This window comes from uncultured Gimesia sp. (assembly GCF_963972345.1).
Lineage (GTDB): Bacteria > Planctomycetota > Planctomycetia > Planctomycetales > Planctomycetaceae > Gimesia.
In genome coordinates this window covers 1-16205 of record NZ_CAXAVM010000023.1, presented here as the reverse complement: position 1 = coordinate 16205, position 16205 = coordinate 1, and the positions used below count along the sequence as shown (strand labels likewise).

13 protein-coding genes and 1 tRNA gene are annotated in these 16205 nt (G+C 48.1%); 6 read left to right on the top strand and 8 right to left on the bottom strand.

The genetic code is table 11. The annotated features are described in order from the left end of the window. Positions 1-311 precede the first annotated feature (311 nt). Positions 312-2369: an ATP-dependent zinc metalloprotease FtsH gene (gene ftsH / locus AACZ40_RS06040; protein ID WP_291166484.1), complete on the top strand. Its 2058-nt coding sequence runs from the start codon at positions 312-314 to the stop codon at positions 2367-2369. Further along, entirely contained in the window at positions 2366-2956 is a 591-nt protein-coding gene (locus AACZ40_RS06035; RefSeq protein WP_291166486.1) for a TIGR00730 family Rossman fold protein, read from the top strand. Before ftsH ends, AACZ40_RS06035 begins: the two co-directional genes overlap by 4 nt. Before the next feature lie 22 nt (positions 2957-2978). On the opposite strand, the gene acpS is transcribed toward AACZ40_RS06035, so the two are convergent. Beyond that, complete coding sequence (gene acpS, locus AACZ40_RS06030; RefSeq protein ID WP_291166488.1) at positions 2979-3365, bottom strand: holo-ACP synthase; 387 nt, start codon at positions 3363-3365, stop codon at positions 2979-2981. Between the two features lie 304 nt (positions 3366-3669). On the opposite strand from acpS, the gene AACZ40_RS06025 reads away from it, so the two are divergent. Further along, on the top strand, positions 3670-5655 hold the full coding sequence (locus AACZ40_RS06025) for a redoxin domain-containing protein (protein WP_291166489.1): 1986 nt from the start codon (positions 3670-3672) through the stop codon (positions 5653-5655). Between the two features lie 71 nt (positions 5656-5726). On the opposite strand, the gene AACZ40_RS06020 is transcribed toward AACZ40_RS06025, so the two are convergent. The 3 genes from AACZ40_RS06020 to AACZ40_RS06010 form a co-directional block, all read right to left on the bottom strand. Then, complete coding sequence (locus tag AACZ40_RS06020; protein WP_291166539.1) at positions 5727-7151, bottom strand: sulfatase; 1425 nt, start codon at positions 7149-7151, stop codon at positions 5727-5729. 181 nt (positions 7152-7332) lie between these two features. Then, entirely contained in the window at positions 7333-8733 is a 1401-nt protein-coding gene (gene sthA, locus AACZ40_RS06015; protein WP_291166491.1) for a Si-specific NAD(P)(+) transhydrogenase, read from the bottom strand. 109 nt (positions 8734-8842) lie between these two features. After that, the gene (locus tag AACZ40_RS06010; RefSeq protein WP_291166493.1) at positions 8843-9412 is read right to left on the bottom strand and encodes a Uma2 family endonuclease; all 570 of its coding nucleotides are present in this window, start codon (positions 9410-9412) and stop codon (positions 8843-8845) included. Between the two features lie 161 nt (positions 9413-9573). Here AACZ40_RS06010 and AACZ40_RS06005 point away from each other — a divergent pair, with 161 nt between their 5' ends. From AACZ40_RS06005 to AACZ40_RS05995, 3 genes are all read left to right on the top strand, one after another. After that, positions 9574-10062: a GNAT family N-acetyltransferase gene (locus AACZ40_RS06005; protein ID WP_291166494.1), complete on the top strand. Its 489-nt coding sequence runs from the start codon at positions 9574-9576 to the stop codon at positions 10060-10062. Between the two features lie 71 nt (positions 10063-10133). Further along, positions 10134-11012 carry a dTDP-4-dehydrorhamnose reductase gene (gene rfbD / locus AACZ40_RS06000; RefSeq protein ID WP_291166496.1) on the top strand — a complete coding sequence of 293 codons (879 nt, stop codon included), beginning with the start codon at positions 10134-10136 and terminating at the stop codon, positions 11010-11012. A gap of 282 nt (positions 11013-11294) precedes the next feature. Then, positions 11295-11383, top strand: a tRNA-Ser gene (locus tag AACZ40_RS05995). A 183-nt stretch (positions 11384-11566) separates the two neighbouring features. On the opposite strand, the gene AACZ40_RS05990 is transcribed toward AACZ40_RS05995, so the two are convergent. The 4 genes from AACZ40_RS05990 to AACZ40_RS05975 all read right to left on the bottom strand — a co-directional run. After that, positions 11567-12754, bottom strand: coding sequence for a site-specific integrase (locus AACZ40_RS05990; protein ID WP_291166498.1), 1188 nt, complete (start codon positions 12752-12754; stop codon positions 11567-11569). A gap of 382 nt (positions 12755-13136) precedes the next feature. After that, positions 13137-14324 (bottom strand): hypothetical protein, encoded by a 1188-nt coding sequence (locus AACZ40_RS05985; RefSeq protein ID WP_291166499.1) that lies wholly within the window; start codon positions 14322-14324, stop codon positions 13137-13139. A gap of 561 nt (positions 14325-14885) precedes the next feature. Then, positions 14886-15794 carry a PrsW family glutamic-type intramembrane protease gene (locus AACZ40_RS05980; RefSeq protein WP_339673610.1) on the bottom strand — a complete coding sequence of 303 codons (909 nt, stop codon included), beginning with the start codon at positions 15792-15794 and terminating at the stop codon, positions 14886-14888. Positions 15795-15831: 37 nt separating this feature from the next. Further along, positions 15832-16205 (bottom strand): GYF domain-containing protein (locus AACZ40_RS05975; RefSeq protein WP_339673608.1); only part of this gene is annotated, 374 nt, incomplete at its 5' end.

The window sequence follows — 16205 nt, the reverse complement described above, 5'->3', positions numbered from 1 at the left end:
TTTTTGTCCTAACCACCAACGAATCCGCATTTTAGGCGTAATAATTAAACATGGCAAGGGGCATTCACTCTGCAAAAGGTCCTTTTCAGTTGCGTTTCAGGTCAGAACCCGCATTTCTCGGAAAACGTTTGATTGACCCCTCTGCTGAAACGACATACATTAGCCTTAAAGAATAAGATGCATTCTGTGTTAAGATCCCTTCTTCGTTGAGAGGTTCTTTCATTGAGGACTTAACCAACTGACCTTATGTTCCGATTACTTCAATGACCGGAATTCAGCAATATACACGCTTGGAAAAAAGATAAAGCTCCATGTCAAACCCGGATCCGAACCGAAAAGATCGTCCCGTCCCTCCTGAACGCACTCCCAAAGGGGATGGCAAGCGGGCTGAACCCAAAGGCCCGAAAAGCAATGCGCTCTGGTATCTCGTCGTAGGTGGATTGATTCTGGTTATCACACTCTCGATTGTCTCGAACAATAAGCGGGGTGAGAAACTCAAGTTTGGCGATTTCGTCAAAGGTCTGGATGATGGCAAATTTAATAAAACCAACGTTCACGAACTGAAGTTCGGCACAGATTACATCGTGTTTCAGGACCAGCCCAAACAGGAAGGTTCTGAGAAAGGAACCCTGGCTGACACCACCAAAAATTATTACATCCCGGTCTGGGGTATCGCATCAGAAAAACGTGCTCAACTGCAATCCAAACTGGAGAGCAAGGATATTGTGGTCGATTCGGAAAGCCGCCCCTCTGAATGGGAATCACTGATCGCGGTCCTGTTTTTTCCGATCGTGCTGTTGATTTTTGTGATCTATCTCTTCCGCCGCATGGGGGGAGCCGGTTCGCCGATGTCTTTCGGACGCAGCCGCGGACGCATGTATGCCCAGGAAGATATCGAAGTCACTTTCAATGATGTCGCCGGTATTGATGAAGCGGTCGAAGAACTGCGCGAAGTCGTCGAGTTTCTGAGAACTCCGGCAAAATATCAGGCACTCGGTGGTCGTATTCCCAAGGGAGTCCTGCTGGTAGGCCCTCCCGGGACAGGAAAAACGATGCTCGCCAAAGCGGTGGCCGGTGAAGCGGGTGTCCCCTTTTATGGTCTTTCCGGTTCAGATTTTGTCGAAATGTTTGTCGGCGTAGGCGCAGCCCGGGTCCGGGATATGTTCCAGCAGGCAGCCCAACGTTCACCGGCGATCATCTTCATTGACGAACTCGATGCCCTCGGAAAAACGCGAGGCAGCGGCATGCCCGGCGGTCACGATGAACGGGAACAGACTCTAAACGCTCTGCTGGTTGAAATGGATGGCTTTGGTTCAGATCAGAGCGTCATCGTCATGGGTGCCACCAACCGTCCGGAAACACTCGACCCGGCCCTGATGCGTCCCGGTCGCTTCGACAGACACGTACTCGTTGATCGTCCCGATGTACGGGGGCGGGAAGCGATCCTCAAGGTCCACAGTGCCAAGATCAAGATGGATGACTCAGTCAACCTGCAGCACATCGCAAAAATCACACCTGGTTTCGTCGGAGCCGATTTAGCCAACCTGATCAACGAGGCAGCTTTGCTCGCTGCCCGAAATAACAAAAACGCGGTCAGCATGCACGAATGCGAAGAAGGCGTCGAACGCGTTGTTGCCGGTCTGGAAAAATCAACACGTCTGATTCATGAAGATGAAAAGAGCCGCGTCGCTTACCACGAATGTGGACACGCTCTGGTGGCCTGCTCTCTGCCGAACGTTGACCCCGTTCATAAAATTTCGATTGTCCCGCGTGGACTGGGTGCGCTGGGCTATACGCTGCAGCGACCGGAAGAAGAAAAACAACTGGTAACACAAAGCGAACTGGAAAACCGCATTTGCGTCCTGCTGGGGGGCATCGCCGCGGAAGAAATTATCTACCAGGAAACTTCAACGGGTGCTCAGAATGACCTGCAGCGTGCCACCGACCTCGCCCGGCGTATGGTCACCGAATTCGGTATGAGCCCCAAACTGGGTCGCGTCCATTACAGCGAAACCAGGCGGTCTCCGTTCCTCGGCGATTCCCAAGGGGGAGTCGAGAGTGTCCACAGCGAAAACACGTTACGGGAAATTGACCTGGAAATCAGGCGGATTATCGATCAATGCTCCAAAATTGCCTATGAAGTTCTGGATGAACGACGTGAACTGCTGGAGCACCTTACCAGGGATCTGCTGGAAATAGAAGTCATGGATATGGAACAGCTCCAGGCGATTCTTAAAGAGCATCAACGTGGCCCGCAGATCAAACCGGGAACCTATAAAGGGAATGCCCCGGAAGGAAAAACCGGGGAACAGGTGCCGGAAGAGAATGCTTCCGAAAATGATCAGGCAGCCGACGGAACCGGAGCATGAGCACACTCAACAGCATTTGCGTCTTTTGTGGTTCAAAATCCGGGAACAATCCTCAGTACCGGCAATCTGCAGTTGAACTCGGGAGTCTGATGGCCGATCGCAATATTTCACTCGTTTACGGCGGTGGCAGCGTCGGCTTAATGGGTATCATCGCCGACGCCGTTCTGGATGCCGGTGGCGAAGTCATCGGAGTCATTCCGCAACAGCTGGCAATGAAAGAACTGATCCACCCGCGTGTAGACCAGATGCATATTGTAGACAACATGCATACCCGCAAAGCCCTGATGTCAGAGTTGTGCGATGCATTTATTGCCATGCCTGGCGGCTTTGGGACTCTCGAAGAAGTCTTCGAAGTCGTCTCCTGGATTCAACTTGGCATTTACAGAAAGCCGATGGGGCTGCTGAATACTTCCGGCTTTTATGATCCGCTGCTGAATTTAGTCGATCACTGCATTGAAACAGAATTTATCAAATCCAAATACCGCGATCTGATCATTGCCGATGAAGCACCGGCTACCCTGGTGGATCATCTCACTCATCACCAGTTGCCCGTCATTGAAAAGATTCTGGACCTGAAAGAGACCTGACCAGCACCTCGAGCCAGGCTGCTTAATTGATCTTTCCCAGTGCGATCGCGGTCGCGGTGGCAAATTCGCGGCTGTGGGAAATTGTGATCAAAATCTCACTGATCCCCATCTCCCCTGCGTGACGCTCTACCCCCCCCGAGATCACGATCGTTGGCTTACCGCTCTTGAGATTGACAACCTCGATTTCCTTCCAGCCAATCCCCTTGATAAATCCGGTCCCCAGGGTCTTCATAACTGCTTCTTTGGCCGCCCAGCGACCTGCATAATGCTGCTCTTTGTTCTTTTTGGAACCACAATACTTATTTTCGTTTTCGGTAAACACACGATTAAGAAACGTATCGCCATGACGTTCGATCATCTGACCAATTCGTGTGATCTCAACGATATCTGTCCCCAATCCTAAGATCACTGATATTTACCTTGCTTCTGGTCACTTGTATAATGATTTAAAATCAGATCTTTTCCTGAATTCTGAAACAGATTCACCTCAGTCAGGGTAACTACCTATAGAGCAGTCAGGGTAACTACCTATAGAGCTGGCGATCAGTGCTGGATTAAACAGCTTATGATTCGGCTCTATGAGAGAGATTGGACGAAATCATGCCAATTCACGCTACCATCAATCCTGGTCCGGGTTAGATGCCCATCACAGGTTTCGAAACCCAAGTTGCGCCCATCATTAAATATGAGTTGAGAGGGGAGTTCAAGGTCGAATGCGATGCTTCTATTATCTAATCACAGGAATCCTGTCCTGTTGTCTGTTTTCCTCAATTGCTTCAGCCGAATCGCAGGAGACTCTGCTGGGTAAACAGGTGAAGAACTTCACTCTGCAGGATTTCCGTGGCAAATCCGTCCAACTGGACGATCAGCGAGAGCAGAAGCTGGTCGTGATCGCATTCCTGGGAACGGAATGCCCTCTGGCAAAGCTGTATGGCGGGCGCCTGCAGAAACTGGCCGATGAGTTTGCCAGCCAGGGAGTCGCCTTTTATGCGATTATGTCCAATCAACAGGATTCCCTTACTGAAATCGCCGCGTATGCCCGAAAACATGAAATCAGTTTTCCCGTGCTGAAAGATGCCGGCAATCATGTCGCGGATCAGATCGGTGCCAGACGCACTCCGGAAATTTTCGTTCTCAACCAGGAGCGTAAGGTCTGCTATCATGGGCGTGTTGACGACCAGTATGGTGTGGGCTATCTCCGAGATGAACCTCAGCGGGAAGATCTGAAAGTGGCCCTGACGGAATTACTCGCCGGCAAACAGGTCAGTCAACCCTCCACTAAACCAGTGGGATGTTTTATTGGACGCATCCGGGAACCCGATCTCGACAGCAAGGTCACCTACTCCAATCAAATCGCCCGACTGTTCCAGAAACATTGTGTGGAATGTCATCGTGAAGGTGAAATCGCCCCCTTCGCATTAAATGAATATGAAGAGGTCGCCGGATGGGCAGAAACCATCGCAGAAGTAGTCCGCGACCAGCGGATGCCCCCCTGGCACGCCGACCCCAGGCATGGAAAATTTGCCAATGATCGCAGCCTGACGAAAGAAGAAAAAGAACTTATCTATTCCTGGGTTGAGCATGGTGCACCACAGGGAGATCCCAAAAATCTGCCAAAACCACAGACTTACGTTACCGGCTGGAAGTTACCCCAGAAACCGGATGCCGTCTTCTACATGGATGACAAACCATTCAACGTGCCCGCCCAGGCTGGAAAACGTGGAGTCAAATATCAGTACTTCACCGTTGATCCTGGTTTTACCGAAGACAAATGGCTGAGTGGTGCAGAAGCGCTGCCGGGCAATCGTGCTGTGGTGCATCATATTCTCGTCTTTGCGCGCCCGCCGCAGGGGAAACGGGTCCGCGTGTTCGGCGAAGGAGACCAGTTCCTGGTCGGCTATGTGCCTGGCTCACGCGAAGTCATGCTCCCGGAAGGCATGGCAAAAAAAATACCCGCTGGTTCCAAGCTGGTATTTCAGATGCATTACACCCCCATCGGCGTGGAACAGCAGGACCGGAGTAAAGTCGGCCTGATCTTTACCGACGAATCCAAAGTGACTCATCAGGTTGTAACTGCACAGGTTATCAATGAAGACTTCGTACGTCGTCGTTTCTCGATTGATGCCCATGATGATAATTTCAAAATCGAAGCCACGTCTCCCCCCAGCGACCGTGATGCAATGATCCTGAGCTTTATGCCACACATGCATCTGCGAGGCAAAGCGTTTCGCTACGAACTTCGCAAAACTCCCGATCAACCGGGGGAAGTTCTGATTGATGTTCCAGCCTTCGATTTCAACTGGCAGACCGCTTATAGTGTAGAAAAACCGATTCCTATCCAGGCCGGGGAATATATTCACTGTGTGGCTCACTACAACAATTCGGACACTAATTTATCCAATCCGGATCCGACCAAAGATGTTTCCTGGGGCGACCAGACCTGGAATGAAATGATGATTGGTTATTTCAACGTCGCCATTCCCAAAGAGGCCGCTACCGCCGAAAACCAGTTCAAAACAGTCGCCTTTAAACTGGTGAGACGGCGTGACAAAAACTCCAACGGGAAACTCGAACGCGACGAAGTCCCGCTTCGCGAACTCCCCCTGTTTTTTCAGGCAGACCAGGACAAAGATTCGATTGTCACCGTCGACGAGCTGGCAGCCATGCTCGAAAAGACACAAGGTAAAAAAACGGAGTGACACTCATTTTCCGAGCCACGGGATTCACTTGAGAGATGTTGTTTGATTCAGGAGCTGAATGAGCAACATCTCTATTTATTCGCAGGTTGTTGTTTCTTTTTACCCTGCCCCTGCTTTTTCCTGTTCTGCTTGCCACTCCGTTTCGTGTCATGAGGTGCATCTAATGCATTTTTGTCGGGAAACGATTTTGCCAGTCGCTGTTTGACTTCCGCATACCGGGGATCGTCAGCCAGGTTCTTCCATTCCATGGGATCTGTTTTGTGATCATAAAGTTCTTCACTGCCATCTCGATAACGAATGAGTCGATACTGGTTATCGCGTAACGCATGATTCAGGCGACCGTGCGTTGTCAATGCCGGGCGCTCCCAGATGATATCCGGGTCTCGCAACAGCGAAACCATGCTGACGCCATCCAGGTAGCCGCCAATCGGTAGATCACACAACTCACAGAGTGTCGGATAAATATTCATAAAGTCTACTGACTTAGAACAGCGTAAATCAGGCCTGGTCACGCCGGGAACAACCATCATCAAAGGAGCCCGGGTGGCTTCTTCCCAGAGCGAGAACTTGCGCCAGTGATGTTTCTCGCCCAGATGCCAGCCATGATCGCCCCATAAAACCACGATAGTATTCTTCGCATATGGGCTGGCGTCGAGGGCATCCAGCACACGACCGACCTGGACATCCGCGAAAGCAATGCTCGCCAGATAGGCCTGCACGGAATAGCGCCAGTTATCCGTTTTCAGAATTTTAGCATGATCGCCGGTCGGCTTCGCCATCTTGACACCGGCTGGCGGAACATCATCCAGATCGTCATCCGACACTTTGGGAAGCTGTATTTTATCAAGCGGGTACATATCATAATATTTGCGAGGTACCTGCCAGGGCATATGCGGTCGATAAATGCCGCAGGCCAGGAAAAATGGTTTGTCATGCTGTTTGCCCAGATAATCGATGGCATAATTCGCCATCTTGTAATCGCTCATCTCGCTGTCTTCAACATCCAGTACGCCCCAGATAATAGTTCCGGCGCGGCTGTGTGGATCATTTAAGACCGCAGGATCCGGCTTGGGATCTCCGGTCTGCTTCATATAATCATCCCACGATCCCAGATCGTTGTAGCCGCCATGAAAGATTTTGCCGGAGCCAACCGCTTCATATCCATTATTTCGAAAGTGTTGAGGCAGCGTAACCGCGTCTGGCATGACCGGCCGCCAGGGTTGAGAATTCAGATATACGCCCGAACTGGAAGGACGAATTCCCGTCATTAACGCCGCCCGTGATGGATTACAGGCAGGAGCAGCACAATGGGCATTGGTAAATAACATGCCTCGTGATGCCAGGCGATCGATGTTCGGCGTCTTACAGTCAGGATGCCCCCCCAGGCAACTGATCCAGTCGTTCAGATCATCGACGGCAATAAACAGTACATTCGGCTGCTGTGTTTCTGCTGCAAATGAATTCCCCCCGCCAGCAATTATCTCCAACCAAAACACCACTAACAAAACGAGCGAGCGACACATACCAATCCCCTGAGCAAGAACAGTTATTGAATGACAGGACAGCCGATTATAACCGCCCCGGGCCAACTGGCGAAAGCAAATTAATCATAACTCATATCCAACCAGTGAGTCTCTGGAAGCGTCGCTGCTTTTCTGTTCGCTTTTGCTGCCGGGATCAGAACAGACGGTTATAGCCGTTTAATGCAGCTACTCGATAAGCCTCTGCCATCGTAGGGTAGTTGAACGTTGTATTAATGAAATACAACAAGGTGTTCGCTTCTCCAGGCTGAGACATGATGGCCTGGCCAATGTGAATAATTTCCGAAGCGTTCGGACCGAAACAGTGTATCCCCAGAATTTCCAGTGTCTCCCGATGGAAGAGCAGTTTCAACATCCCGATCGGACGGTTCATGATCTGGGCGCGGGCCAGATGTTTAAACATGGAATGTCCGACTTCGTAAGGGATTTTCGCTTCGGTCAGTTCCCGTTCGGTTTTTCCCAGTGAACTGATTTCCGGGCTGGTATAAATGCCTGTCGGAATATCACGAATCAGTGCCCGCTCGCACTCCCCATTATCCAGATGACTGGCCGCATAGCGTCCCTGCACATAGGCGGCGCTCGCCAGGGAAGGATATCCAATGATATCTCCCACCGCGTAGATATGAGGTTGGATTGTCTGAAAATCATCGTTGACTTCAATCTGGCCTCGCGAATCGGGCGTAATCTCCAGGGTTTCCAGACCCAGATTTTCCGAATTCCCCGCTCGTCCTGCAGCGAACAGAAAAATATCCGTTTTCAGCTTCTTGCCCGACTGCAGTGAAAGAATCACACCATCATCCGTTCCCTGGATAGATTCGTAGCTCTCACAGTGTCTTAACAGCACCCCGCTCTCTCGCATGTGATAACTGAGTGCATCGCTGATTTCATCATCCAGAAAGTCCAACAGGGAACTGCGGGTATTCACCAGATTGACCTTCATCCCCATCGTTCGCAGCATAGACGCGTACTCACAACCGATCACCCCGGCTCCATACACACTGATTGATCGAGGGGTAAAATTCAAATCGAGAATGGTATCACTGCAGAAAATCCGCGGATGGCTGAAGTCGACATCTCCAGGCCGGTATGGTCGGGAGCCTGTCGCAATAATCGCATAATCAAAGGTAATCTCTTCTGTCAGACCACTGGGTGTATTGATGTGAATGCGATGCGGATCCAGAAAGCGAGCCTCTCCTTCGACCAGATCAACACCGTTCCGTTCATAAAACGTACGACGCATCCCTACCTGCTTCTGGATCACCGATGCCGCCGTCTTTCGCAGATCTGGAAACTCCAGGTCCAGCACCATTCCCAGTCGGCCCATCTGTCGCATGTAGTTATTGATCTCAGACATCTGCAGAATCGAATAACGCAGAGCCTTACTGGGAATTGTTGCCTTATGTGTGCAATTTCCGCCGATTTCATGAAATTTCTCGATCGAAATTACCGACTTGCCCTGCTTGATGGCCTGCATCGCAGCCCCTTCACCCCCGGGCCCGGTACCGATGATTGCCACATCATAGTGTGCGTCTGGCATCCCTGAATATTCCTTGCAACTTTTCGCGTTAATCCTACTGAAACGAGCGATCTGTCTGCAGTAGTGTTGATGATCCGTTCATCTCTGATTGAGTACGATAATGTTTACCTTACCACCAATCCGGTTCTGCAAACAAGGCTTTCACGGGCATCACGAAGCCCGGCAGGACCTTTTTACCTGTCAACTTGCCATGCACATCGATTACTTCACTCCCACTTCCCGGCTGATATTCCAGAACTTCGCGAGATTCCGGATCAATCACCCAGATCAGATCAATTCCCCAGTTGACATAATCTTTCACATGCCCCGTCATAGATTTTCGTCGAGGAGTTGTGGAGGCAATCTCGATCACAGCGTCAGGCTTGCGTTCTGATATCGTCTTGTCCGTCTCTTCAAATCGCTTGCCGCTGTTAAAAAGACTGACTGCAGGAAATCGAACCGTATCGGGATTTCGCGTCACCAGCAGTCCTAAATCGAAACAGGCATACCCCTGGTTGACCTTGTGAAGATAGACAGAAAGCACTTTGGAAATATTGAGTACAATCGTGCCGTGCTCAATATCGGGTGGATCCAGATTAATAATTTTACCCTGGTTCAATTCCGTCCAGCGGCCGCCGTCGGGTAATTCCAGCCTGATAGCCAGAAACTGGTCTGCCGTGAAGGTTGCTGAATCATCCATACCCTGTTCCCATCAAACTAAATCGATACTGAGCCTGAAAACTCTGTGAAAGGACTCCCCCGGACTCCTTTAATTTTTCATAGTAACAGCATAGCATACATCAGTCGTTCCCGTCACTCTTTTCAGATCTTCCATTTCATAATCCCGTTTGAATCAGAGTCATGAAAATACGCATTTATCAACCTGCTGACCTGGAAACCCTGAAATCAATCACGGTTGAAGCCTTTCATGGTGTTTCAATCGATGAAGGAATTGAACGCGAATACGGCCTGGTGAATGGCCACGACTGGAAATGGCGGAAAGCAGGACACGTCGAGGCAGATGCCCGTCGAGAACCCGAGGGCATCTTTATTGCTGAAGTGGATGGCGAAATTGCCGGTTATATCTCAACCTGGCATGATCCGGAAGCGGGCATCGGATACATTCCCAATATGGCATTCGCTCCCCGGTATCGCGGACAGGGGATGGGGAGACAACTGCTGGAACATGCATTACAGCATTTCAGAAATCTCAATCTCACGCTGGCTAAAATCGAGACGCTCGAACAGAATGACGTGGGCTATCACCTTTATACTTCACTCGGGTTCCGAGAAATTGTGAAACAGGTACATTTCGTTGCACCGCTGACTTCGACCACAGACAATAAATAAGGCAAGAATACCTGGCTGCAGCGGCCGGTTAACATGTCATTTTCCCTTAGAAAATATCAAAGGCATTTTTCATGCAACGGATCACCGTAATTGGTTCTCGAGGTCAACTGGGACATGATCTGGCTGAAAGCCTGACTGCCGCCGGTTATCAGGTAACCGGCCTGACACATCAACAGATTTCCATTGAAGACCCCGATCGCATTGCAGACACTTTAGGTCAATCTCCACCAGAGCTGATCATTAATACCGCCGCTTATAATAAAGTCGATCAGGCGGAGAAAGAACCAGAGATCGCGTATGCGGTTAATGCATTAGGGCCACGAAATCTCGCTCACTACTGTTCTGAGAAGAATATCTGCTTAATGCACATCAGCTCTGATTTCGTCTTCGGTCTCGATACATCGCGGAAGATTCCTTTTCAAGAACAGGAAGCCCCCGGACCTGTCAGCGCTTATGGTCTCAGCAAACTGGCCGGTGAATATTTCGTCCGTGCCCTGTGTCCGCAGCATTATGTTATTCGAACCTGTGGTCTGTATGGAGTGGCTGGAAAAACCGGAAATGGCAACTTTGTGGAAACCATGCTCCGGCTGGGTAAAGAACGTGACGAGCTGTCCATCATCAATGATCAACACTGCACTCCCACAGCCACTCGAGATCTGGCAGCAGCATTAACCCGTTTAATTGAAACCAACCAGTTTGGTCTGTATCACGCTACCTGTCAGGGACAGGCCACCTGGTACGAATTTGCCTGCACGATATTCGAACTGGCGGGCATCTCAGTGAAAACACATGCTATCACAACTGAGCAGTATAACGCCCCGGCTGATCGGCCCCGCTTCAGTGTCCTGGACTGTTCGCGGCTGACGGCTGCCATCGGGGGTTCGATTCCAGACTGGAAACAATCTCTCAGCTGCTATCTTGAATCACAGGGAGAAATCAGCCCTAAGTGACCTGTTCAAAATAGCTTAGACAATTATTTATTGAGTAGATTGAGTGACGAATCTATCGATTTTCACTGTGATCGCAGTGTAGGCACAACTGGTTTCCCGCTTTCAGACTTCAGAACGACGAAACTATTGCAGCTGGGATTTTGGTTTGATACACTCCCTGTCCGCTGTGTTGTCAATTTACCGAAGTCTCTGTATATTCAAGTCTTCAATCGTTGACTTTCAACGTGAAAAACAGCATAAAGAGTGCTGATTGTCGCCATTGTGTGGCATTCCAAGCATACAGGAGAGATGGCAGAGTGGCCGAATGCGCCGGTTTGCTAAACCGGTGAGCCGTGCAAACGGTTCCACGGGTTCGAATCCCGTTCTCTCCGTATTCAAATCTATGGTCGTTGTAAACACTTATTTATCAGTGATTTGCAACGACCATTTTTTTTGACACAGTCAACTGTGACAAAAACTGTGACAAAACTGCGGTCAATAAACTCACGAATTTCAAAGATTCTCAGTCCTCCAACGCCTACTCCAAATGTGATTCGACGGAACACCCGTCGAACTTATCCAATAAAATTTAATGTATCCATGCGTCGTTTTGCTTCGGCATCATGTAGATGATAATAATGCTGTACCATCTCGCTGCTTCGATGCCCAAGCCACCTCATTACCATGTTTTCCGGAATCCCACTATTAGCACAGGTAGAGCAGAAGTAATGCCGAAAGCTATGGGGACGGCCATCAGCAAAGCCAATTTCATCCTCACCCTGGGGAAACTTTTTTGCTAACGGTTTAATTACATCCCGAATCAAAATAAGTCGTACTGTATCTGGTTTGAGCTGTCCACCTCGAGGTCCACGAAAAACATTTCCTGAACGATTAGGCATTTTATGGAACACTTCCATCAGCGTTGAGTTTATTGGAAAAGATCGGTTATAACCAGATTTCGTTGTCCTTTTACTGGCCTTGGATTTTTTCTTTATCATAGTCTCATCTGTTAAACGCAATATTCCTTCTTCTAGATCAATATCAGACCATCGAAGAGAGGCTAATTCGCTGATTCGCAAACCGGTGCAAGCAAGACAGATTATAATATCCCCTAGCCAGTTTAAAGCTTTGTTTTTGCGACAGTACTTTACCATCACTGCTACTTCTGTCTGCTTCCAGCAATAGGTTGAAGTTCCTTGCGCCTTTGGGAGCGATAAATCAATGGCTTTTCCATTCGGTAGAAGCTCCTCTTTAATCAACCAATTGATGATTTGTTTAATCGTATTTACTTCAAGATATATTGTGCGGAAGGCATAGTCTTTACTTTCTAGATAAGCGGCATATCTTTTTAAAAGCTTGACATCGACTTGATCCCAGCAGGATATTTGTTCTAATTCACAAAACTTGATGAATTTATCAAGTACTGCTCTGTAGCGTTTTTGGCTGCTTTGTCTGATTCCACCAGTGAGAAGCGAACTCGATATGTCTGCTTCGTAGTGTTGACGGCCTTCTAAGAGAGATAAAGATCGTTTTTCCTGACGGTCAAGTTCATCAACATCGAGAAGTCCATGCTCGACGGCTTTGATTCTGTCGAGTTCATAAACTGCATCTATCGCTTCCTCGTAAATCGATGTTCCTAGTGAGTGACGGCCAACATTAATTGTGTTTGAACGTCCGTCTGCTTGGTATGTCTTTCCTCTTTGAGAAATCACCCAAATGAAATATTTCAATTTGATTTTTTGATTTTTACGCTTTCGTGGCATAGAATTCTCACTTTTTGCTTTTACGATTTTTGTGTTTTTTCTTCCAGGCAGGTTCCGGACCAAATGTCTTGGTCCCTGGCTTATTCGCGCGTGGTGGTGGGGGCGAATTTTCTGAAGGGATTTTTCCTGAGGAATTCAGGGCGTTTCGGGGGATAAGAATTCGACAGCGAAAACCGCCCGGCTGGATAAAAGGGAGTCGCCCTGAATTGAGATAGCGGCGAACAGTTAGGGTCGAAAGACCACTAGATAACGCAAACTCTTTTGGAGAAAGGAATTCTGGATCGGAGAGAGTTGCGTCTGCGTGATTCATCAATGGCATCCGGTAGTTTTTAGAAGGAATGAAATACTTTCACCCTCTACCGGTTACCAATTAGTGTAGACGTTATTTTTCGATCTCACTTGTCCTGGAACGCATCCAAGTGAGTGTCTCTATTAATACTGGATTTTCAGTTTCAACACCTAGTCTCTCATGGATCTCTTTATCGCTCAGTCCTTGTCCAATAAATGATTTGAGCTCCGCCATTAATTCAACATAAGTTAACTCATACTCATCGGTTCGGGTGACCTGATTGAGGAAGTCAATCTCCGCACCAAGTATTGACTCGGGAACCGGGCGTGGTGTACGGGATTTTCTCGGTCGTAGCTGGCTAACAACGCTGTGTTCAAAATTGAATAGATTCAGCTTGAAAACGCCCATTGTGTTCCACCACAACTCGGGAGAATATGGTTTTCCGATTATCAGTTCGAATGCACTTCGATAATGGTTACTAACTGTGGTAAGTGGGGAACTTTGCTCTTTGGCAATTTCTTTGAAGGTTCGCTCTTGAGAAACGTCATAAGTCCCTTCGTTTGAAAATCCTTCACGCAGATCCCACACATCTAAGTACTTTATGTTTTTGTCTGAGCGGTCTCTCTGCTCTTTCAGTTCACGTTTATTTTTCCATTGTGCATGCAGGTCCTTGATTGCCTCACTGATTAGACGCTGAGACGCAGCCGGATTAACCGAAACCAGTGGTTCATCAGGAAAAGAGTCAAGTGCATCGCATTTGTACGATATCAATTTGGATAGACTTTTGTCTCGACTTTGCTTTTCTTTATCGTTTTTTTCACCAGAGGCTTCGATCAGATATAGGCCTAATTCCCCGAGGGTACTCTCAGGTAATGTTGCCAATAAAATACCAGCCATTCCCCGTAGAGTGATAGGATGGACTGCGCCAGATAGCCATGCTTTATTGAGTTCAGATTCGCCTAGCTTAGAAAATGGAGTACTCGGGTCGGGAGGTTCTCCGGAAATTCCGATCAGAGCCAAAAGTTCAACCGCTGATTCACGTTTTAATTGCTCAAATGGATTTGTTGATATAGTTTCTTTTCGATAGAAGTCTGCGGAGTCTTTCCAAAGTCTTTGATAAAAGGGGTGACGCCGAGTCACTTCCCACCTCATCGGGATTGATAAAGATCTCAACTGAAACGGCTCACGTTTTATTGATTCTAGTGATAGAATCAGCGGTCGTATAAAACGAATGAAGTCGAAGGAGTCTTTTTGATTTTGAGCGTTGTCGGATGATTGCATGACGACAGTACCTATCTAGTCCGTGATTGACACCAGATGTTAACCACTTGCAGAAAACTGATTAACTGCATATTGCAGAAGACAATAAATGATGTTTAAAGTTTTAGTGCAGACCTGGCGAGTTCGATTGGCAATTTCCAATAGCTGTGTCTGCTTTGTCTTCTGACGGCTAATCAGGTTTCTCCTTATGTATTATGACACGAAAACCTACGAAATTTAGGTAATCGCTATCAGTAAATCAAACTTACTATTTTAAAAGTGCTGAAAATAATAAGCAGTCTGTAATCTAGTACTTTTAATATTTTTTATTTGCTTGCTTTTATATTTCGATAATGTATTATGATGCGTTTTTCCCATAATTTAGATTAACACTGCTGCTGATAAGTATAATGCAATTAAGAAAGAGACGATGAGGCAAAAAGTTGACTGCCACGGAGTAAGAAACTGAAAACCTTTACTTCAGTCAGCTAAATATTGCCAGTTACCAGTGCTGAAAATTCGATATGTCCCTGGATGCTGCCGCTATGTGAGGTGGCCCTTGGGTTAAATGAAGCAAAGTGATCACTCAACTCCGGCTGAATCCGGATGAGGCAAGTTCTGGGGCTCATGTGGAGTATCAAATACGCGCACAGTGACAAATACTGTCAACCATGCTATCAATAGACCCAGAAAGAGATACCGTGAAATGAGGACATTATAGAGGCTGTGTAGGGACATCGAAGCGATCACCGAAATTAGAATCAAAAACGTATATTCAAAGATGTCTGTTGGTGGATTATGAGACTTATCATCCGGATTTTCTGTGAGATGATAAAAACAGGCCGCTGAAATTACCGTCCAGCAGCCATGCAGCATTGCTACCGAGAAGAAACGCAGCATATAGATAGAGAGCGGCATTTCCAGAGGCTGATACATCTGGGAGTGGTACAGCACTCCCTCTACAATTCCAAATCCGAGCCCTGACATGGCTCCAGTAAACAACACGTTTTTCCGCCTCCCTTCCCCAGCGCAATTAGCCATGAACATTACGGGAACGAGTTTCAGCACTTCCTCGCATAAAGCGACACTCGAGAACATCGCAATTAATTGATAAAAGAAGGGAAGGCTCGCCCCCAGATCTTCAGGGGAGAGTTGGTTGTAGCCATTTCCGATCAACCAGGTCAGGCAGAAAAATAGTTTGAAACGCCCTTCACCGCCCTTCATGACCTCCGAAAAAGTGACTCCAGCATACCTGGTAGCCATATCTTGGAAGAAAAAGAGCAACGGTATTGCAATGACGAATGTGAAGAGAAATGCTCCTATGCCGATCCCGTAACTGTTTCCCCGGGGGTGAATCAAAACTGAAAAGACAATACCACCGAAGATCGTCGCAACGATGGCAAGGAACCACGGGCTGCCGGGAGTCGATCCAAAACTTGGTAATAAAAACGGAACCATAATCATCAGGTATAAAAGCCAGCCTGGTTGCACGTGCTCTTTTAGATCCAGTTTTCCCTGGAGATTGGCCTCAAATGGGGAATTTGCTCCAGAGGCAATATTTTTGGGGGAATTCGGAGGATGCTTTAGGATGCCCCTGTAAATTTTCAGAGATTGGTTTCTTTTCTCCACTCGTTCGAATGGCCATCTCTTCAGGAGATGAACTCGTCTTAACACAATCAGGGGAATAATTGAGCGGCGGAGGGGGTGGAAGCAGTGATGCAGCAACAGAAATCGCGTCTTCGAACGCTTCCTTCCAATCTCTAAGTGGTCTCCACTCATCACCGCCCAAAGGACAGGCAAGATTATCTGGAAAGAGCTCAAGCGCCTTGATTCTTCCACGTATCATATCAACGTCAAAAGGACCGTCTGGCCTCTCACCTTTCGAAATCCACCATTTGGGCT